Source organism: Pseudomonas sp. MD195_PC81_125, from assembly GCF_014060985.1.
Classification (GTDB): Bacteria; Pseudomonadota; Gammaproteobacteria; order Pseudomonadales; family Pseudomonadaceae; genus Aquipseudomonas; species Aquipseudomonas parakoreensis.
Genome location: NZ_JABULD010000502.1, coordinates 1 through 4,392 on the forward strand (window position 1 = coordinate 1; position 4,392 = coordinate 4,392).

Annotated in this window: 4 protein-coding genes; 1 reads left to right on the plus strand and 3 read right to left on the minus strand. The window is 59.2% G+C overall.

Annotated features, from left to right (window positions below):
• Positions 1-69: 69 nt before the first annotated feature.
• Entirely contained in the window at positions 70-1,368 is a 1,299-nt protein-coding gene (locus HT737_RS20065) for a mechanosensitive ion channel family protein (RefSeq protein ID WP_131669965.1), read from the minus strand.
• A 191-nt stretch (positions 1,369-1,559) separates the two neighbouring features.
• On the opposite strand from HT737_RS20065, the gene HT737_RS20070 reads away from it, so the two are divergent.
• Positions 1,560-2,900: a DEAD/DEAH box helicase gene (locus HT737_RS20070; RefSeq protein ID WP_041070247.1), complete on the plus strand. Its 1,341-nt coding sequence runs from the start codon at positions 1,560-1,562 to the stop codon at positions 2,898-2,900.
• Between the two features lie 63 nt (positions 2,901-2,963).
• Here HT737_RS20070 and HT737_RS20075 read toward each other — a convergent pair whose 3' ends face one another.
• Together HT737_RS20075 and HT737_RS20080 are read right to left on the minus strand one after the other, a co-directional pair.
• Positions 2,964-3,563: a hypothetical protein gene (locus HT737_RS20075; protein WP_182403847.1), complete on the minus strand. Its 600-nt coding sequence runs from the start codon at positions 3,561-3,563 to the stop codon at positions 2,964-2,966.
• 12 nt (positions 3,564-3,575) lie between these two features.
• The gene (locus tag HT737_RS20080; protein ID WP_182403849.1) at positions 3,576-4,160 is read right to left on the minus strand and encodes a papain-like cysteine protease family protein; all 585 of its coding nucleotides are present in this window, start codon (positions 4,158-4,160) and stop codon (positions 3,576-3,578) included.
• Positions 4,161-4,392 lie beyond the last annotated feature (232 nt).

Genomic DNA, 4,392 nt, shown 5'->3' on the forward strand with positions numbered 1-4,392 from the left:
CTGCGATCTTTTTAAATCTTTAAAATCAAAAGATCGCACCTGCGGCAGCTCCTACACGGTAATTGTGGGTTACATGAGGTGTTTTTGTGGTTCCGCAATGTGCGCCGAACCCAGCACCGCCGGCAACAACCCCGAACGCAAATCCCCGCCGCTCGGCTGCTGATACAGACTCAAGCCAAACTCTGGCAGCACCGCCAGCAGATAATCGAAAATATCCCCCTGAATCCGCTCGTAATCGGCCCACACCGTGGTGGTCGTGAAGCAGTAGATTTCCAGCGGAATGCCCTGCGCCGTGGTCTGCATCTGGCGCACCATGCAGGTCATGTTCGGCTGGATCTCGGGATGGCTTTTCAGATACGCCAGCGCATAAGCGCGGAAGGTGCCGATGTTGGTCATGCGCCGACGGTTGGCCGCCATTGCCGCTACATTACCCTGCGCCTCGTTCCACGCTTTGAGTTCGGCTTTCTTGCGGCCCATGTAGGCGGTCAGCAGGTGCACCTGAGAGAGCTTTTCTTCTTCATCGTCGCGGATGAAGCGCACGCCGCTGGCGTCGATGAACAGGCTGCGCTTGATCCGTCGTCCACCGGACTGTTGCATGCCCCGCCAGTTGCGGAACGATTCGGACATCAGGCGCCAGGTCGGGATCGAGACGATGGTCTTGTCGAAATTCTGCACCTTGACCGTGTGCAAGGTGATGTCGACCACGTCGCCATCGGCGCCGACTTGCGGCATTTCGATCCAGTCGCCGACCCGCAGCATGTCGTTGCTGGTCAACTGCACGCTGGCGACGAACGACAACAGGGTGTCCTTGTAGACCAACAGAATCACCGCCGACATCGCACCCAGACCGGACAGCAGCAACAACGGCGAACGGTCGATCAGGGTGGCGACGATGATGATCGCGCCAAACACGTACAAGACCATTTTCGCCAGTTGCACATAGCCCTTGATCGAGCGGGTGCGCGCGTGTTCGGTGCGCGCATAGATGTCCAGCAACGCATTGAGCAGGGCGCTGACCGACAGCAGCAGGAACAGGATGGTGAAGGACAGCGCCACGTTGCCGAGGAAGGTCATCGCGGTTTTGCTCAGTTCCGGCACCAGGTGCAGACCGAACTGGATCACCAGCGACGGCGTCATCTGCGCCAGACGTTGAAACACCTTGTTGTGGCGAAAGTCGTTGATCCAGTGCAGCGCCGGCTGGCGCCCGAGCATGCGGCTGGCGTGCAGGATCAGATAGCGTGCCACTCGTCCGAGGATCAGCGCGATCACCAATAGCAGCATCAGCGCCAGGCCGGATTGCAGGAACGGGTGCTGTTCGAGGGCACCCCAGAGGTCTTGGGCGTTGAGCCAGAGCTGTTTGAAATCCATGTGAGCAACGATTCTTCTGTAAGGCGCGATGGGCGATTAGAGCATTTAAGACGCTGTGTATTACCGTTGGAGACAAATCGAGCAACAAAAAAGCCACTGATTACGCCCGTTTGTATAAAGAAACTCGGCCTGAGCGCTCGAAACCGGTAACCTATGCAGCTGTTTTTTTGCATATCTTCGAGGTAGCACCCGTGTTTTCCCAATTCGCCCTGCACGAACGCCTGCTCAAAGCCGTGGCCGAGCTGAAATTTGTCGAGCCAACGCCTGTGCAAGCAGCGGCCATTCCGCTGGCGCTCCAGGGGCGTGACCTGCGGGTGACGGCGCAAACCGGTAGTGGCAAAACCGCCGCTTTTGTCCTGCCGATCCTCAACCGTCTGATCGGCCCGGCGAAGATCCGCGTCAGCATCAAGACCCTGATCCTGCTGCCGACCCGCGAGCTGGCCCAGCAGACTTTGAAAGAAGTCGAGCGCTTCTCGCAGTTCACTTTCATCAAGTCCGGCCTGATCACCGGCGGCGAAGACTTCAAGGTGCAGGCGGCGATGCTGCGCAAGGTGCCGGACATCCTGATCGGTACGCCGGGCCGGATGATCGAGCAACTCAACGCCGGCAACCTGGATTTGAAAGAAGTCGAAGTGCTGGTGCTCGACGAAGCCGACCGCATGCTCGACATGGGTTTTGCCGAAGACGTGCAACGTCTGGTCGACGAATGCCCGAACCGTCAGCAGACCATGCTGTTCTCCGCCACCACCGGCGGTTCCGGCCTGCGCGAGATGATCGCCAAGGTGCTGAACAACCCTGAGCACCTGCAGCTCAACGCGGTCAGCCAGCTGAACTCGACCACCCGTCAGCAGATCATCACCGCCGACCACAACCAGCACAAAGAGCAGATCGTCAACTGGCTGCTAGCCAACGAGACCTATCAGAAGGCCATCGTCTTCACCAACACCCGTGCCATGGCCGACCGCATCTACGGCCGCCTCGTGGCTCAGGAATACAAGGCGTTCGTGCTGCACGGCGAAAAAGACCAGAAGGATCGTAAACTGGCGATCGATCGTCTGAAGCAAGGTGGCGTGAAGATTCTGGTTGCCACCGACGTCGCGGCCCGTGGTCTGGACGTGGATGGCCTGGATCTGGTGATCAACTTCGACATGCCACGCAGCGGCGACGAATACGTGCACCGCATCGGTCGTACCGGCCGTGCCGGCAACGACGGTCTGGCGATCTCGCTGATCTGCCATGGCGACTGGAACCTGATGTCGAGCATCGAGCGCTACCTGAAGCAGAGCTTCGAGCGCCGCACCATCAAGGAAGTCAAAGGCACCTACGGCGGGCCGAAAAAGGTCAAGGCCTCGGGCAAAGCTGTCGGCGTGAAGAAGAAAAAGACCGACGCCAAGGGCGACAAGAAGAAAACCGCCGCCAAGACCCCGACCAAGCGCAAGAGCGCCAATCGGCCGAAGCCGGATTCGCTGGTGAGCAGCGACGGCATGGCCCCGCTCAAGCGCCGCAAGCCGGCCGAGCCTGCGGCTGAATAAGTCGCCACAAATGGCCAATAAAAAACCCGGACAGCGTCCGGGTTTTTTTTATGCGCAGGTCTGTCAGTTCCCCAACTGTCCGCTGGTGTCCGCGTCAAAGCGCTGTCTGGCGCGATCTGCCGCCGGTTTGAGCAGCGCGAGCAGCGCGGCTTCGCTGTACAGCCGCGAGTCGCCCAGCTCTTTTGGCGTCGGCTCAATCGGGATCAGCACATCCTCACCGTCCGCATGCAGCCAGATCGCCACGACGTGCAGTGCCGAGACAAACAGCACCCGCAGTTCAACGCTCTTGCCCTGCAATTGCGGCGCCTGTTCCGCCAGTTTCAACGCGCCCACGGTGTCGGCGGCCCGGGTGCCGTGGTTCAGCGAAGCGAACTCGACATGGCCACGCACCTCGGCCAGTTGCGCATCGGCAATGCTGACACCGTCGGCAAACACCAGGTAATGCCAGTCACCGACGCGTGCGTCTTTCAGACCCTTGCCTTGGCTCAAGTCGTCGAGTGTCAGCGAGTAGCCGCGATAGGCTTCGCTGAGGCTGACTTTGGCCGGTGTCGCGGCGGCGAACTGGCGATTAATGCCGAAACCCTGTGTTTGCAGCGCGGCTTGCAGCACCGGACGCAAAGTCTGTACGCCGTTGGAAGGCGCCTTTGGATAAGTCAGTTGCATGATGTCGCCCTCCTAGTTTTTCGCGGTGAAGTAAGTGTGAGTCCAGTTGCCGCCGCCGTTGTACGAACCCGGGAATGAGTTCAGCGCGCGGGTCGAATAACCGTAGATCGAGTCGGCGACCAGCACGTAGTTGCCGTTGGTGCCGTAGATCGCCAGGAAGTGCGCACCGCCACCGTACCAGGCACAGCGCAGGCCGACCGGGCGGCCCATGTTGATCTGGTTCTGAATGGCCGACATCTGCAGCGAACCCTGATTCATCCCGTTATAGCTGCGGGTGGTTTGCAGGGCTGAATCCAGATAGCCGTAGACGTTGCACGGTCCTGGCTGGCTGCAGCAATTGCGATCCAGTTGGGTACTGGCGACGCCGCATTGGGTCCAGTTTCCAGTGCCGTAATAGTTGCCGACCGAAGCGGAAACAGCGGCCCAGCACCAATTGGTCTGAGTCTGTTTCTGCATCGTGAAGTTAAGGTTGGCAGCGGCCAGTGCCGCCGTTTGCGCAGTGGCTTGAACCTCGACCAGTTGCGGGTCGAGCAGGCGGCCGACAAGGCACCTTGGCAGGCTCTCGCCGGTGAATGATGTGGCTTGAGTGGTTAACATTTTTTCAGTCCTCCATGAATGAAAACAAGCGTCCAGCTTGTGGTGGTGTTGCGGTATTGCCGAGCGATCGGTGGTTAACGGTTTTCATCTGCGATGAACGGTGCCGATCTCCTTGCTCGAGGTAACCTTAGCCTGCCTATGCATTTGTGCAAGTATATAAATGCACTAATGCATTTTCAGGGTCAAAAGATCGCAGCCTTCGGCAGCTCCTACAGGGTTCGGTGTAGGAGCT

Coding starts and splice junctions, on each gene's coding strand:
- HT737_RS20065 (WP_131669965.1), bottom strand. CDS start 1,368: ATGGATTTCAAACAGCTCTGGCTCAACGCCCAAGACCTCTGGGGTGCC.
- HT737_RS20080 (WP_182403849.1), bottom strand. CDS start 4,160: ATGTTAACCACTCAAGCCACATCATTCACCGGCGAGAGCCTGCCAAGG.
- HT737_RS20075 (WP_182403847.1), bottom strand. CDS start 3,563: ATGCAACTGACTTATCCAAAGGCGCCTTCCAACGGCGTACAGACTTTG.